Consider the following 13,886-nt stretch of genomic DNA (forward strand, 5'->3'; position numbering starts at 1 on the left):
CGCCCTATTCAGACTCGCTTTCGCTGCGCCTACACCTAACGGCTTAAGCTTGCTTGATACATTAAGTCACTGACCCATTATGCAAGAGGTACGCGGTCACCCCATAAAGAGGCTCCCACTGCTTGTAGGCATTCGGTTTCAGGTACTGTTTCACTCCCCTCATCGGGGTGCTTTTCACCTTTCCCTCACGGTACTAGTTCGCTATCGGTCATGTACGAGTATTTAGGCTTGGAGGGTGGTCCCCCCATGTTCAGACAGGATTACACGTGTCCCGCCCTACTCGAGTCCTGATACATCACTTTCGCATACGGGGCTGTCACCCGCTATGGCGCTACTTTCCAGAAGCTTCTGCTAGTTGAATATCAGGCACTGGCCTGGTCCGCGTTCGCTCGCCACTACTAACGGAATCTCGGTTGATGTCTTTTCCTCCAGGTACTGAGATGTTTCAGTTCCCCGGGTTCGCTTCACCAAAGCTATTTTATTCACTTCGGTGATACCTATAACCAATTACTCCGATCCTGATCGCTCAGGAGCGAAATAATTGGTGAAGGTGGGTTTCCCCATTCGGAAATCGTCGGGTCAAAGGTTGCTCACACCTCACCGACGCTTATCGCAGCGTGCCACGTCCTTCATCGCCTGTACATGCCAAGGCATCCACCAAATGCCCTTACCTCACGCTTGAGAGTCCACACCACCAACGACAGCACTGGATCGGCCCGAAGACCGACACGAAACTCGGCAAGAGCAGTACGTCGAGGTATCTTGGTGTGGATGATTAATCTCAGCCTTGAAATTCGGACGATCATCAAAGCGGTCACAATGATGTCGCCCGACAAAGTGACAACAACAAATCCGGTCCGAAGACCTTCATCGCTGCCGCCACGGCATCGATTTGAAAAACCCATTCACAATGTCAAAGAATGCGGGCGAACCCACATGTCATGCCGCACGCTTACGCACGGCAATTTCGTTTCTTCATCCCTGGATATCCGCATCAGCAGCTGGTGGAGCCTGTCGGGATCGAACCGACGACCTCAAGCTTGCAAAGCTAGCGCTCTCCCAACTGAGCTAAGGCCCCGAAGCTGCGTCACCCATATGGGTCGCTGCGGCGGGCCGTCAAGCTCGTGGTGGGCCGAGTAGGAGTTGAACCTACGACCTCACGCTTATCAGGCGTGCGCTCTAACCACCTGAGCTACCGGCCCCCTTTGCCATCGCCGGCCAAAAGGCCGCGAGGGGCAGAAGCCAGCTCAGGCGCCCATCTCCGAAGAGATGGTATCCAGTGATGAAGGGACATGAGGACGGCGGCTATGTTCTTTGGAATGGAGGAAGCTCTTCCGATTGGCGAACCAATCGGCGCTTTCCGCCGATATCCTTAGAAAGGAGGTGATCCAGCCGCAGGTTCCCCTACGGCTACCTTGTTACGACTTCACCCCAGTCGCTGAACCCACCGTGGTTGGCTGCCTCCAGTAAACTGGTTAGCGCACCACCTTCGGGTGAATCCAACTCCCATGGTGTGACGGGCGGTGTGTACAAGGCCTGGGAACGTATTCACCGCGGCATGCTGATCCGCGATTACTAGCGATTCCGCCTTCATGCTCTCGAGTTGCAGAGAACAATCCGAACTGAGACAGGTTTTGGAGATTAGCTCACCCTCGCGGGATTGCTGCCCACTGTACCTGCCATTGTAGCACGTGTGTAGCCCAACGCGTAAGGGCCATGAGGACTTGACGTCATCCCCACCTTCCTCCGGCTTATCACCGGCGGTTCCTTTAGAGTACCCAACTAAATGATGGTAACTAAAGGCGAGGGTTGCGCTCGTTGCGGGACTTAACCCAACATCTCACGACACGAGCTGACGACAGCCATGCAGCACCTGTGTGTAGGTCCCCGAAGGGAAGAAATCCATCTCTGGAAGTCGTCCTACCATGTCAAACGTTGGTAAGGTTCTGCGCGTTGCTTCGAATTAAACCACATGCTCCACCGCTTGTGCAGGCCCCCGTCAATTCCTTTGAGTTTTAATCTTGCGACCGTACTCCCCAGGCGGATAACTTAATGCGTTAGCTGCGCCACCAAAGCACCAAGTGCCCTGACAGCTAGTTATCATCGTTTACGGTGTGGACTACCAGGGTATCTAATCCTGTTTGCTCCCCACACTTTCGCACCTCAGCGTCAATACCAGTCCAGTGAGCCGCCTTCGCCACTGGTGTTCTTCCGAATATCTACGAATTTCACCTCTACACTCGGAATTCCACTCACCTCTCCTGGATTCAAGCGATGCAGTCTTAAAGGCAGTTCTGGAGTTGAGCTCCAGGCTTTCACCTCTAACTTACAAAGCCGCCTACGTGCGCTTTACGCCCAGTAATTCCGAACAACGCTAGCTCCCTCCGTATTACCGCGGCTGCTGGCACGGAGTTAGCCGGAGCTTATTCTCCCGATACTGTCATTATCATCTCGGGTAAAAGAGCTTTACAACCCTAGGGCCTTCATCACTCACGCGGCATTGCTGGATCAGGGTTTCCCCCATTGTCCAATATTCCCCACTGCTGCCTCCCGTAGGAGTCTGGGCCGTGTCTCAGTCCCAGTGTGGCTGATCATCCTCTCAGACCAGCTAAGGATCGTCGCCTTGGTGAGCTTTTACCTCACCAACTAGCTAATCCTACGCGGGCTCATCCCAGGGCGATAAATCTTTGGTCTTACGACATTATGCGGTATTAGCACGAATTTCTCCGAGTTATTCCGCACCCCAGGGCAGATTCCCACGCGTTACGCACCCGTGCGCCACTAGATCCGAAGATCTCGTTCGACTTGCATGTGTTAGGCATGCCGCCAGCGTTCGTTCTGAGCCAGGATCAAACTCTCAAGTTTGATGTTCCATGCCGACGAGGCGGAATAGGCCCCGACAGCACAGCTCATTTTCAAGGAGCCGTTCCTGCACAAATCTTACGATACCGATCGGCGAACCGATCGTACCGTCACGTATGGAAACGTGTAAGGACATGTTTCAGATCATCGCCGAAGCGAAGACCTTGGAACGGCTTGATTTACCGAGTATCCGACACCTTGAAGCTGTCGGACCCGGGGCCGCCGCCCACATGTCCCTTCATCTAAAATCACAATGTCAAAGAGCGCAAAAGACCGACGCCTTGCCAACCCCTTTTTCTCGGGGCGACTGAGGCGCCTGGTTTTTGGTGACCGTCGAAGCGTTCCGTGTGGAGCACCGCGTCGGTGGAGTGGCTTCTATGCGTGAGCCCCCGGTCCGTCAAACCCTTTTTTGCAATTTTCTTTCGGTCTTTCTGAAAGCCGCAGAACTCCTAGGGTTTTGGAGTGGTATTGGATCATCGCGGCGCTTGGGGGATATCCGAATCGCCTCCACGAACCCCGAATCACGCTTCGAATCGGGTCTGAATCGGCATGATTTTTCCGAAATCGCCCTCGGGAATCGCCGCCGGGGCGATTCCGAAGGCCCGAATCTGCGATCGGAACCGTCCCGACCGACTCAACGACCCGAAACTGATTCGTCGGGGCCCCCGCGGCACCCCTTATACCTGGCGTATATAGTCCCGCATGGCGTTGGCTTCGGATTCGATCCGCTCGATCCGGTATTTCACCAGATCGCCGATCGAGATGAAGCCGACCATCCGCGCCCCGTCGACCACCGGCAGATGGCGGATGCGGCGACGGGTCATCAGCGACAAGGCGTCGAGCACCGATTCATCGCTGCGCACCGTAATCGCCGGCGCCGTCATCACTTCGCTTACCGGACGGTCGAGCACATCGGCGCCTTCGCGATCGAGGCAATAGAGAATGTCGCGTTCGGAAAAGATGCCGGCGACGGCGTCCCCCACCATTACCGGCATCGCGCCGATCCGGCGTCCCGCCAGCAGCGCAACCGCCTCGCGCACGGTGCGATCACCGGAAATGCAAACGATGTCGCCGTCTCTGCCACTCAGGATGGTCGCGATAGTCATGGCCTATCTCCTCACCCGGTGCTTTCGTTTCTCGCCCGAACGGCACCGGCTCGCGCAGGCGAATTCGTCTCAGGCGCTTGAGGATTTCACTTTTCGCCCCCAATTGCAAAACATGTCGCACCGCACGCCCGATCTCGACGATCCCGAATATGCCGCATTCGCCTGGGGCCGTTATCGCGCCATCCTGGGCTGGATGAGCGGATTTGCCGTTCTGGTCGCTTTGTTCTGCGCCGCAATCATGTGGTGGCTGCTCGGCGAGTTTCAGCTTCACATGATGATCGCGACGATGCTCGGCGTGTTCCTCACCGTCTGGCTCGCCGCCGCGCTGATGGGACTGATGTTCCTGAGCTCGGGCAGCGGCCATGACGAACGGATCGAGGATCCGCTCGCCGGCGAAATCGATATCGGCGACTGACGCGCCCTAACGGTCGCGAATGCGGAAGCGAATCACGGTGGCCGCATTGGCGGGCAGCGTGCCGACCCACACAAACTTGCCGTCGCGCTCGATCACCCGGCCCGGCCCTGAAAAGCGCGAAATGCGATAATAGGCCGTCTCGCCCAGCATCGCTTCCCCCGCCACATCGACCGGCAACGCGTTGGACATGGTGACTTCGCGGTCGCGCCGATCATCGCGCTCGTTGCTGTCCTCGATATCCGCGACCAGCTGAGTCGCTTCGTCGGCTACCTCGATGTCGATCTTGCCGTCGATTGCCGTATCGTCGATCGCGCCTTCGCCGATCAGCAGCCGCGTATCGCGATAGGGGCGGAACAAAGCCACCGGCCCGGCGGGCAGCGGCAGGCCCAGTCCATCGGCTTCGCGATTGCGTCCGCGCAATATGATCTGCGCGGCAACGCCGTCATCCTCGCCCTCCGCATCGAATCGATAGAGCAGGTCGAGCTTCACCATGTCGCGCTGGAGCAGAGCCACCTGCTTCTGCGACATCGCCGCGACATTGGTCGGCATCGGCACGCGATAGAGTTTGAGGTCGCCCAGTTCTTCCTGGCTGACCATCACTGCATCCTGCGCGAAGCTGGCGCGATAGCCGGTCACGACAATTTCCTGCGCGGGCGCAGCCATCGGCGGCGGCGGCGGTGAGGGCGGCGCCGGCGCCATTTGCGGCGCCAAAGGCGTTGCGAAACACCGCAAGCGGACCTGTGTCGGAGGCGTCGACTGATATTCCCGCTCGTCCTCGCGATTGACTTCGCCCGCGACCACCATCGTCTCCGCATCGGGAAAGCTGGTCGAATCGCTGCTCGCCAGCGTCACCCATCCGGTCAGCGACACGCCATTCCCATCGGGATCGAGCGTGGCGACATAATTGGCCTGCCAGTCGAACCCCCAAGCGAGATAGGATAGCTGCACCGTCGCCCGCCCGGCGCGCGGCGAATCGATCTGTACCGATAATGTCGGTTTGGCCGACAGCCCCTCGGGCACGCCGTCATAGACGATCGAGTCGTCGGTCGGACCGCAATCGAGCGCCTCGAACCCGCTCTGCGTCTGCAATATCGCCGCGCCATCGGGGCCGGACCGGATGATCGCCCGCTCCTCGGCGCTGCTCCCCTCGCCCACCCGGCGAATCGTCACCGGGCGACCAAAGCTGCGCGCATACAGGCTGCGCGGCGACAGCAGATCCGCATCGAGATTCTTCTCGCGCACCTCCGCGGGCAATCCGGTGACGATCGCGCTTTCGGGCAGCATCCCCGCCGCCACACCTTCGAACCGGATCACCGATCGCCCGGCGGGAATGTCGATCGTCCGCGTCTCGCTGACCAGCGCATAGCCTTCGAGCCAGTTCAGTTGCATTCGCTCGTCGGGCTCGCGGTCAGGCGCACGATAGATGGTGACCGCCACCGCGCCCGGAGCGTCCGACGTTACCATTGTCTGCGCAACGACTGGAGTCGCCGCGAGCAACGCAGCGGTCAGAATGAACGGGCGGAGCATCCGCATCGCGCGGCTCAATAACGCGTGTCGAACGTCGCGGTGACTTCGGCCTCGCCATTGGCGGGCACGGTCACGGTCCACAGCGCCTGATCCGAAGTGATCCGTTCGGACTTCTGGCTTTCGTCGGTGATCCGCGTGTCATCCCACCAGCTGTCGAGCCCGGCCTGGACAAACTCCACCGTCACTGCCTCGGGCCGCGCATTGGTGAATTTGTACCGCATCTCGGTGCGCCAGCGGCTGCTGCCGATCCGCGTCCGCGCAACCACGGTCGGCTGCACCTTCACGTCGAACGCCTCGCCGGTCTTCAGCGCGATCTGCGATCCCATCGGCGTATGGCCGATATTGCTTTCGCCGATGAACTGCGGCGTCCCGCGCGCATCGCGCATATAGACGCGCACCGTGCCGGCGGGCAGCGCATCGCCCAGCCCGCCTTCGGCCGAGCTCGAAAAGCGCAGCACCGTATCGACGCTCTGCGCATCGCCGCTCTGCCCCAGCCAGCCATTGCGATAATAATAGGCCTTGGCCGCAGGCGCGCCCGCGACATCGAGGAAGCTGACCTGCTTCTGCTGGGCGTTCGCGATCGTCGTGCGTTCGGCGAGCGGATAGAGATAATAATCGCCCAGCCGCTCGCGATTGGCGCTTTCGGTGCCGGGGCTGTTGCCGATCGGCCGCGGCGTCGGGCGCGCGCGCGTCGTGCCATAGCTTGGCTGTCCCTGCCCCGGCGCGCCCGCGACCAGGATCGTGTTGGCGTTGGTAAAGGTGGTGCCGCTATTGTTGTTCAGCGTTATCCAACCCTGCACATCGATCTTGCCCGCACTCTCGTCGAACAGCGCGACATAATCCGCGCTCCAGCTCAGCCCGTGCGACAAATAGGTCAGCGTCACCGGCCGCGCGCCGCTGCGAACGCTGTCGAGCGTGATCGACAATGTCGGCCGCGCGCGCAGATTGGCGGGCAGCGATCCGAACACCACCCGCCCGCTATCATCGTCCAGCACTTCGATCCGGTTGCCGATCTGGACAATCGTCCCGCCATTATTGGCCAGCACCCGCGCGGTTTCGGGCACGCCGTCGCGGATGATCGTGATCGTCGATCCGACAGCCTTGTCCATCAGCTTTTCGGGCGTCAGCAGGTCATAGTCGAAATTCTGTTCGACGATGCTCGTCCCCGCCGCCGCCAGCGTCACCGTTTCCGGGCGGATCGCGGCGGACACATCGGCGAATTCCTGACGGCTGCGTCCGGCGGGCAGCGTCAGCGAACGCGTATCCTGCACCAGCGCCAGATTATTGTTGTAAATGGTGACGGCGACATCGCCCTGCGCGGTTTCGCCGGGCATTTCCTGCGCCATCGCGCCAACCGGCAGACATGCCGCCATCACGCCCAGAGCCAGAATGCGCATCGCCATCTCCCCTTTGTTTGTCGGGAGCTTAGCGCGCCAGACTGAACAGTACATGACGAAATTTGCAGAACCTTCTTCCCCCGCCAGGGGAAGGTGGCTGGCGAAGCCCGACGGAGGGGGAGGATAAGAAAACGGCGGAACAGGATGCCCGCCCCCCCCCCCGGCGCGCCAAAAGAAAAACCCCGGAGCTTTCGCCCCGGGGTCTTGCATATCTGAAACGATGGCGCCTGCTTACGCGGCGGCTTCGCCTTCGCTTTCCACCTTGGGCTTGGCCGTGCGGCGGCGGCGGGGCTTGGGAGCCTCTTCGCCATCCCCGGCTCCCAGCGCGGGCGGCAGCGCAGCCTCGATCCCTTCGACGGGAGCGGCCTCCGCTTCGGCTTCGGCGCGGCGCGGGCGACCCCGGCGGCGCGGCTTGGCCTCTTCCTCGGCATCGGCGGACGGTTTGCCCGCAGGCGCTTCGGCCTCGCGCTCGGCATCGGCCTGACCGTTCATCGCGCCATTGGAATGGCCGTTGGAACGCCCGTTGCGGCGCTCGCGGCGTTCCTGACGCGGCTGTTCGTCGCGGTCGGAGCCATCGGCTTCGAGTTCGGTATCGTCCTCGTCGTCCGAATCCTCGCGATTGCGGCGCTGATGTTCTTCCTGCCGCGCGCGGTTTTCGTTGAGCACCCGGAAATAATGATCCGCGAACTGCAGATAATATTCGGTGTTGACCCGATCGCCCTGCGTCTGGGCGTCGCGCGCGAGGTTCTTGTATTTCTCGAGCAACTGCGCCGCGTTGCCGCGCGCCCGGTTGTCGATACGGCTCCCGTTATTCTGGTTGGGATTACCCTGCGAGCGCTGCCCGCCGCGACCGCGACGGCGGCCGGCCTGACGATTATTCATCAAGGTATCAGTGTCCTGTTCTCAAAAACCTGTCCGTCGATCCTCGTCGATCCCGGATGCGAGTGTCTTGGCGGTGGGCGCGGCATCATCCGCGCTCCGCCTGCCACGGCCGCCGGACTGCAGCGGCTCACATGACCATGGATTGAGCAAGCGCCCTTTCCAGCCTCGGCTTGTTGAAAGTGCTTGCCCCGCAACGGGTATTAACCCGTGATGCCGCATTCTCCAAGCGGAAATATATGACGTTTTGATGAGCATTCAACGCAAAGCCAGTGCGCGGGGCCTCTCCCCAAGGTCATAATATAGCGTCGCCGCCCGTCCGGCATCGCTCGCCAAAGCCGCTACGGCATCGGCCTGAAGCGACCCGATTTCGACAAGCGCCACCCCGCCATCGGCCAAAAGCGCGGAAATCTGCGGCATCAGTACGCGATAATCGTCCAGCCCGTCGGCACCGGCAAACAGCGCCTCTCCCGGCTCATAATCGCGAACATCCGGCGGCAGCTGTTCATTTGTACCAATATAGGGCGGATTGCAGAGGATAAGGTCGAACGCCCCGTCGATCCCCTCGCCCCAGTTTCCCCGGCGAAACGTCGCGCGATCGGCCAGTTTCAGCGCGCGCGCATTCCGCGCCGCATAGCCCAGCGCGACATCGGACGCATCGATTCCCAGCCCCTGCGCATCGGGCCATTGCGCCAGCGCCGCCAGCAACAAGGTGCCAGGCCCGGTGCCCAGATCGAGGATGCGCGCCGGCGCCCCCGAACCGAAATGCGCCACCGCCGCTTCGATCAGCGTCTCGCTGTCGGGGCGCGGCACCAGCACGCCCGGCCCCACTTCCAGCTCGATTGTCCAGAAAGCGCGCCGTCCGGTGATATAGGCAATCGGCTCATGCCCCATCCGCCGCGCGACCAGCGCCGCAAACGCCTCCGGCACGGCATCGCCCAGCCGCCCGAGCAACAACGCGTCGCGCGAACATCCCATCGCATGCGCCATCAGCAATTCGGCATCGAGCCGCGGCGTATCGCTCACCGCCTCCAGCCGCCGCGCCGCATCCGCCAGCGCGACGCGCGCAATCATTTCCACCCGTAGCTCGCGGCCCAGACGATCGCGTCCATCGCCTTGCGGTCGATCTCGGGATAGGCGGCCTTCACTTCCTCCGCCGCCCAATGCGCGGCATCGTCCAGCGACATGCGCTTCCAGTTGGGCTGGAGCCCGGCCAGAATATCCATCGCGCGTTCGAGCTGCGGCTGGACCTTGGCCGCACGGCGCTTGCCCAGCCCCTTTTCGACGCGCGCGAAATCGGTGCTCGGATGCGGCGCATTGTTGAAATTGAGGTAGAGCGCAATCGCGCGCGACAGGTCGTTGCGTCCGAACATCAGGCGGCGTCGAGCTGCGCGAGCCGCTCGGCCTCATCTTCGGAAATCAGCGTGTCGAGCAATTCGTCCATTTCGCCTTCCAGGATTTCGGGCAGGCGATGGAGCGTCAGATTGATCCGGTGATCGGTCACCCGGCCCTGCGGGAAATTATAGGTGCGGATGCGTTCGGAACGGTCGCCCGATCCGACCATCGACCGCCGCGCGCCGGTACGCTCGGCATCGAGCCGCTCGCGTTCCTTTTCATACAGGCGTGTACGCAGCACCTTCATCGCCTTGGCCTTGTTCTTGATCTGCGACCGTTCGTCCTGCTGGATGACGACGATCCCGGTCGGCAAATGGGTGATGCGCACGGCCGAATCGGTCGTGTTCACGCCCTGCCCGCCGGGGCCCGACGAACGATAGATGTCGATCCGCAGATCCTTGTCCTCGATCTGCACATCGACGTCCTCGGCCTCGGGCAGCACCGCGACAGTCGCTGCGGACGTGTGGATGCGTCCGCCGCTTTCGGTCACCGGCACGCGCTGGACGCGATGGACGCCGCTTTCGAACTTCAGCCGCGCGAACACGCCGGTTCCGGTGACGCTGGCAACGACTTCCTTATATCCGCCCGCTTCGGACGGGCTGGCGGAGATCAGCTCGACCTTCCAACCGCGCGCATCGGCATAACGCTGATACATGCGCAGCAGATCGCCTGCGAACAGCGCGGCTTCATCGCCGCCCGTGCCTGCGCGGATTTCCAGCATCGCCGGGCGCGCATCGGCGGCATCGCGCGGCAACAGCGACAGTGCCAGCCGCCGCTCGGCTTCCTCACGCGCGGTTTCGTTGAGATGCAGTTCCTCGGCGGCCATCGCGCGCAATTCGGCGTCGCCATCGCGCGTCATCTGGCGAAGGCTCTCCGCCTCGGCGCGCAGCCGCCGCACTTCGCCCGCCGCCTCGGCGACCGGTTCCAGCTCGGCATATTCCTTCGACACCTGCACGAAACGGTCGCCCGGCAAATCGCCGGTCGCCATCAGCGCCTGCAATTCATCGCGCCGCGCCTCGATCGCGGCAATCCGGTCAGCGGGGATGCGGGTCATTTGGCGGCCGCCTCCAGGATCGACTGCACCTGTGCAAGCAGGGGGCTGTCCGCTGCGGCGCGCGTACCGGTTTCCGCTCCGCCTTCGCCGAAGCGGAAGGATACCAGCACCTGCGCGCCGATCTTGACGGCCTTGTCATAGCGTTTGCGCGGCGATCCGCTGGCGATCATGTCGGCGCGCAATCCGCCCCGGCGCAGCATCGCCAGCGCGCGGGTCGCATCGCCCAGCGCGCGGTCATCCTCGACGGCCAGGATAACGTCGAGCACCGGTGCCTCCGGCTCGGCAATCAGCATCGCAAGCCGCTCGACGCCCGCCGCCCAGCCGATCCCGGCGGTCGGCTGACCACCCAGCTGTTCGATCAGCCCGTCATAGCGCCCGCCCGCCAGCACCGTGCCCTGCGCACCCAGCCGGTCGGTGACGAATTCGAACGCCGTGTGACGATAATAATCCAGGCCGCGCACCAGCCGCGGATTGCGCGTCCAGGCGACTCCGGCGGCGTCGAGCCCCGACGTCACCGCTTCGAAAAATTCGCGCGCCTCGTCCGTCAGAAATGCGTCGATATCCGGCGCGCTGTCCGCCGCCGGGCGGTCGCGCGGGTCCTTCGAATCGAGAATGCGCAGCGGATTCTTCTCGAGCCGCGTCAGGCTGTCCTCGGAAAGTTCGCTCTTGTGCGCTTCGAAATGCGCGACCAGCGCATCGCGCCACGCATCGCGCGTTTCCGCGTCGCCCAGCGTATTGAGCTGCAGCGTCACTTCGTCGCCAATGCCGAGTTCGGACAGGAGCTGGCTGGCAAAGGTCAGCAATTCGACTTCGGCGGCAGGTTCGGCCGCGCCGATGATCTCGGCGTCGAGCTGGTGAAACTGGCGGAACCGCCCCTTTTGCGGACGCTCGTACCGGAAAGCCGGTCCGGACGACACGATCTTGAGCGGCGCAAAACGCTGCCATCCCTCGGTCAGATACGCCCGCGCGATCCCGGCGGTGAATTCGGGGCGCAGGGTGAGCGAATCGCCGCCGCGATCCTCGAACGAATACATTTCCTTCGACACGACATCGGTCGTCTCGCCCAGCGAGCGTGCGAACACCGCCGTCGATTCGAATATCGGGATATCGACTCGCTGAAAACAAAAGAGCCGTGCGACATGTTCGAACGTCGCCAGCACCCTGGCAAAGCGGCGCTGATCTTCTCCGAAGATGTCCTGAGTACCGCGAACGCGGTTGGGGGTTTCGATACGAGCCATTAGGCCCGGCTATCTAGGGCAGAGTTTCGCGAAGCGGAAGCATCCTTCTCACCTCAGCAACCAAGTGCCTCCAGCGCCTGCTCCGCCATGGCGTCATATCCCCCGCCGAACAGCCGCACATGCACCAGCAACGGCCACAGCCGATAGACCGGCTGGCGCTCGCGCCACCCCGGCGCCAGCGCCATCGCATCGAAGAATCGCGGCGGCGGCGAATCGAACAAGGTCAGCATCGCTGCATCGACTTCGCGGTCGCCATAATAGCAGGCCGGATCGATCAGCCCGGTGACGCGACTGCCCTGCGCCATCACATTCCCGCCCCATAAATCGCCATGCAACAATGCGGGCGGCGGCGATACGGGCAGATGCTCGCCGATCCGCGCCGCCAGCGCCTCGACCCGCCGCGCAAGCCGGGGGTGCAGATGCGGCACATGGCACAGCAATCGGTTTTCCGCCCAGAAACGCGGCCATGCGTCGGCAGGCGTGTTGATGATCGCGACCTTGCCGAACGCATAGTCGCACGACCAGCCATAGCGCCCGTCCCCATCCCGCCGGGAGGGCGAGCGATGGGCCGCGACAGCCGATCCGTCATCCTCGCGATGCAAAAGCCCCAACTGCCCCGCCAGATCGTCCCAAGCGCCCGAAGGCCCGCTCCGCCCCGGCACCAGCGCCATCAGCAACAGCCCGTCATTCTGCGCCAGCACTTCGGGCACCCGCGCGCCGGTTGCCGCCATCGCGCACAGCATCGCCGCCTCGATCGCCACATCCGGCCCGCTCTTGGCAACACCCGCCCGCCCGTCGGCCAGAGCGAACCGCGCGACCGACGACAAGTCCCCGCCCGAAAGCGGTGTGCAGACGGTAACCGCGCTTCCCGCCAACGCACCGATTCGATCAGCCAGCCTATCCATCACACTTTCCGTCGCCGCTGCGCAGGCAGGGGCCAATGTCTGCGGCGTACCGCGCAATCCTCTGGCACAGGGATCGCGCCTGAATATGTCCACCGGTCAGCTGGACTAGGCAGCGGTGGGCCCCTGCCTTCGCAGGGGCGACGCGCGCACAGACTAAACCACTTGAACGCGCCCGCGCCTGACGCTAGTTCCGGCGTCCGCGAATGGGCGGGTATAGCACAATGGTAGTGCAGCAGCCTTCCAAGCTGAATACACGGGTTCGATTCCCGTTACCCGCTCCAATTCTCAATCTCAGGACATCCCCAATGGCTTTACAAACCGCAGAATTCTGCGGTATTTTCGGGTCATCCGGCTCGTGAAGTCTCTCGCCGTTTCATAGCAGCTCTCGAACTTGGGGGCCTTTTGCCGAGAATAGTGAGCCGATTTTTGCTCGAGGCCCCCAACGTGGGGGCCTCGGCCAGGAAAGGCCAAGCTTATGCCCTTAACCGACGTCGCGATTCGCAATGCGAAGCCCAAAGAAAAACCGTATAAGATGAGTGATATGCTGGGCTTGTTCCTGCTGATCTCACCTTCAGGCTCAAAGCTCTGGAGGATGAAATATCGCTTCAAGGGTGCCGAAAAGAAGCTGAGCCTGGGCGATTACCCTCGGGTGAGCCTACGAGACGCCCGAAAGCAGCGAGACGTCGCCCGAGACTTGCTCGCCGAAGGCAAAGACCCCTCGTTTGAGAAGCAGCGCGAAAAACTCAGAGGCGAGGCGCTTGCGGAAAACACGTTCACCAGCATCGCCCAGGAATATTGCAACAAGCGGCGCCGCGACGGCGACAGGGCGTGGGCCCCTGCTACGGCAACGCGCTGCGAATATCTTCTCAGTCTGCTGGACCACTCGATCGGCAGGATGCCTATCCATGAGATCGAGCCTATCGATGCCCTCGCCGCGATCCGTAAGATCGAAAAGCGGGGCAAGCTGGAAAGCGCGCGGCGCACCTTGCAGCTGGCCAGCTTAGGTCGTGAACTCATAAACGGCGCCGTCGAGGTTTGAGGCAAAATGGCTCAGCGCAAGGAGGCAGGGCGCAGGAATATGGCGATATTTCAAGCTCTGCCGACGCAG

The 13,886-nt window shown here is 62.2% G+C and carries 11 protein-coding genes, 3 tRNA genes and 2 rRNA genes (1 of these 16 cut by a window edge); 3 read left to right on the forward strand and 13 right to left on the reverse strand.

Annotated features, from left to right (window positions below; all coding sequences use genetic code 11):
• The 5 genes from DKB74_RS18065 to DKB74_RS18085 form a co-directional block, all read right to left on the reverse strand.
• Positions 1 to 681, reverse strand: a 23S ribosomal RNA gene (locus DKB74_RS18065) (it extends 2,111 nt beyond the left edge of the window).
• A gap of 321 nt (positions 682 to 1,002) precedes the next feature.
• Positions 1,003 to 1,078: transfer RNA gene (locus DKB74_RS18070), tRNA-Ala, on the reverse strand.
• A gap of 47 nt (positions 1,079 to 1,125) precedes the next feature.
• Positions 1,126 to 1,202, reverse strand: a tRNA-Ile gene (locus DKB74_RS18075).
• 174 nt (positions 1,203 to 1,376) lie between these two features.
• Positions 1,377 to 2,865 (reverse strand): 16S ribosomal RNA (locus DKB74_RS18080).
• Together the 16S and 23S rRNA genes with 2 tRNA genes alongside form the textbook arrangement of a ribosomal RNA operon.
• Positions 2,866 to 3,539: 674 nt before the next feature.
• A complete protein-coding gene (locus tag DKB74_RS18085) occupies positions 3,540 to 3,968 on the reverse strand; it encodes a CBS domain-containing protein (RefSeq protein ID WP_109809591.1) in 429 nt (142 codons plus the stop codon).
• Here DKB74_RS18085 and DKB74_RS18090 point away from each other — a divergent pair.
• Positions 3,967 to 4,383 (forward strand): hypothetical protein, encoded by a 417-nt coding sequence (locus tag DKB74_RS18090; protein ID WP_239987600.1) that lies wholly within the window; start codon positions 3,967 to 3,969, stop codon positions 4,381 to 4,383. The two genes, DKB74_RS18085 and DKB74_RS18090, sit on opposite strands and share 2 nt — an antisense overlap.
• Positions 4,384 to 4,389: 6 nt before the next feature.
• On the opposite strand, the gene DKB74_RS18095 is transcribed toward DKB74_RS18090, so the two are convergent.
• From DKB74_RS18095 to DKB74_RS18130, 8 genes are all read right to left on the reverse strand, one after another.
• On the reverse strand, positions 4,390 to 5,916 hold the full coding sequence (locus DKB74_RS18095; RefSeq protein WP_239987601.1) for a DUF4139 domain-containing protein: 1,527 nt from the start codon (positions 5,914 to 5,916) through the stop codon (positions 4,390 to 4,392).
• Between the two features lie 8 nt (positions 5,917 to 5,924).
• Positions 5,925 to 7,313: a DUF4139 domain-containing protein gene (locus tag DKB74_RS18100; protein ID WP_109809593.1), complete on the reverse strand. Its 1,389-nt coding sequence runs from the start codon at positions 7,311 to 7,313 to the stop codon at positions 5,925 to 5,927.
• A 225-nt stretch (positions 7,314 to 7,538) separates the two neighbouring features.
• Complete coding sequence (locus DKB74_RS18105) at positions 7,539 to 8,192, reverse strand: DUF4167 domain-containing protein (RefSeq protein ID WP_109809594.1); 654 nt, start codon at positions 8,190 to 8,192, stop codon at positions 7,539 to 7,541.
• A 252-nt stretch (positions 8,193 to 8,444) separates the two neighbouring features.
• The gene (gene prmC / locus DKB74_RS18110) at positions 8,445 to 9,260 is read right to left on the reverse strand and encodes a peptide chain release factor N(5)-glutamine methyltransferase (RefSeq protein WP_109809595.1); all 816 of its coding nucleotides are present in this window, start codon (positions 9,258 to 9,260) and stop codon (positions 8,445 to 8,447) included.
• A complete protein-coding gene (locus DKB74_RS18115) occupies positions 9,257 to 9,559 on the reverse strand; it encodes a hypothetical protein (RefSeq protein ID WP_109809596.1) in 303 nt (100 codons plus the stop codon). The genes prmC and DKB74_RS18115 overlap by 4 nt, the downstream gene beginning before the upstream one ends.
• Complete coding sequence (gene prfA, locus DKB74_RS18120) at positions 9,559 to 10,635, reverse strand: peptide chain release factor 1 (RefSeq protein WP_109809597.1); 1,077 nt, start codon at positions 10,633 to 10,635, stop codon at positions 9,559 to 9,561. Before prfA ends, DKB74_RS18115 begins: the two co-directional genes overlap by 1 nt.
• Positions 10,632 to 11,873 carry a histidine--tRNA ligase gene (gene hisS, locus DKB74_RS18125; protein ID WP_109809598.1) on the reverse strand — a complete coding sequence of 414 codons (1,242 nt, stop codon included), beginning with the start codon at positions 11,871 to 11,873 and terminating at the stop codon, positions 10,632 to 10,634. Before hisS ends, prfA begins: the two co-directional genes overlap by 4 nt.
• A gap of 53 nt (positions 11,874 to 11,926) precedes the next feature.
• The gene (locus DKB74_RS18130; RefSeq protein WP_109809599.1) at positions 11,927 to 12,778 is read right to left on the reverse strand and encodes a fructosamine kinase family protein; all 852 of its coding nucleotides are present in this window, start codon (positions 12,776 to 12,778) and stop codon (positions 11,927 to 11,929) included.
• Between the two features lie 207 nt (positions 12,779 to 12,985).
• Here DKB74_RS18130 and DKB74_RS18135 point away from each other — a divergent pair.
• Together DKB74_RS18135 and DKB74_RS18140 are read left to right on the forward strand one after the other, a co-directional pair.
• Positions 12,986 to 13,059, forward strand: a tRNA-Gly gene (locus tag DKB74_RS18135).
• Positions 13,060 to 13,253: 194 nt separating this feature from the next.
• Positions 13,254 to 13,817 carry a tyrosine-type recombinase/integrase gene (locus DKB74_RS18140; RefSeq protein ID WP_275658177.1) on the forward strand — a complete coding sequence of 188 codons (564 nt, stop codon included), beginning with the start codon at positions 13,254 to 13,256 and terminating at the stop codon, positions 13,815 to 13,817.
• The last annotated feature ends 69 nt before the right edge of the window (positions 13,818 to 13,886 follow it).

Origin of the sequence: Stakelama portus, assembly GCF_003171655.1 — a bacterium.
GTDB classification, from domain to species: Bacteria; Pseudomonadota; Alphaproteobacteria; order Sphingomonadales; family Sphingomonadaceae; genus Sphingomonas; species Sphingomonas portus.

Bases quoted from the DNA above. Each gene is read 5' to 3' on its own strand.
- hisS (WP_109809598.1), bottom strand. From the start codon at position 11,873: ATGGCTCGTATCGAAACCCCCAACCGCGTTCGCGGTACTCAGGACATC.
- DKB74_RS18085 (WP_109809591.1), bottom strand. From the start codon at position 3,968: ATGACTATCGCGACCATCCTGAGTGGCAGAGACGGCGACATCGTTTGC.
- DKB74_RS18130 (WP_109809599.1), bottom strand. From the start codon at position 12,778: ATGGATAGGCTGGCTGATCGAATCGGTGCGTTGGCGGGAAGCGCGGTT.
- DKB74_RS18095 (WP_239987601.1), bottom strand. From the start codon at position 5,916: ATGCGGATGCTCCGCCCGTTCATTCTGACCGCTGCGTTGCTCGCGGCG.
- DKB74_RS18090 (WP_239987600.1), top strand. From the start codon at position 3,967: ATGGCCTATCTCCTCACCCGGTGCTTTCGTTTCTCGCCCGAACGGCAC.
- prfA (WP_109809597.1), bottom strand. From the start codon at position 10,635: ATGACCCGCATCCCCGCTGACCGGATTGCCGCGATCGAGGCGCGGCGC.
- DKB74_RS18100 (WP_109809593.1), bottom strand. From the start codon at position 7,313: ATGGCGATGCGCATTCTGGCTCTGGGCGTGATGGCGGCATGTCTGCCG.
- prmC (WP_109809595.1), bottom strand. From the start codon at position 9,260: ATGATTGCGCGCGTCGCGCTGGCGGATGCGGCGCGGCGGCTGGAGGCG.
- DKB74_RS18140 (WP_275658177.1), top strand. From the start codon at position 13,254: ATGCCCTTAACCGACGTCGCGATTCGCAATGCGAAGCCCAAAGAAAAA.
- DKB74_RS18115 (WP_109809596.1), bottom strand. From the start codon at position 9,559: ATGTTCGGACGCAACGACCTGTCGCGCGCGATTGCGCTCTACCTCAAT.